Origin of the sequence: Pseudomonas persica, from assembly GCF_900291015.1 — a bacterium.
In the GTDB taxonomy this organism is placed as follows: domain Bacteria; phylum Pseudomonadota; class Gammaproteobacteria; order Pseudomonadales; family Pseudomonadaceae; genus Aquipseudomonas.
Window position 1 is genome coordinate 1 of record NZ_OLKL01000108.1, and the last position, 279, is coordinate 279.

Genomic DNA, 279 nt, shown 5'->3' on the forward strand with positions numbered 1-279 from the left:
CTTCGGGCAAGCGGCTCTGGTTCAGGGTGCCGGCCTTGACGTCATCGTGCAGGATCTCGGCCAGCAGGTTGGCGGTGTCCACCAGCGTTTCTTCCGAGGACTGTCGCACTACCGGACGGATCTGTTCACGCACCGTGTTGAGCAGAAAGTAGCCCGCCAGCCCGACGAACAGGAAGTACACCAGGAAGATCCGGATGCCCAGGCGCATCAAGCATGGTCCGGGCTGTAGCTGTAGCCGAGGCCACGGTGGGTCTGGATCGGTTCGGCGTCGCTGGCCAC

Annotated in this window: 2 pseudogenes; both read right to left on the reverse strand. The window is 63.4% G+C overall.

Annotation, left to right across the window (positions count from 1 at the left end):
- Positions 1–208: pseudogene (locus FQ664_RS25895) on the reverse strand (two-component system sensor histidine kinase CreC); the annotation flags it as partial.
- Positions 208–279: pseudogene (locus FQ664_RS25900) on the reverse strand (two-component system response regulator CreB); the annotation flags it as partial. The pseudogenes FQ664_RS25895 and FQ664_RS25900, both read right to left, overlap by 1 nt.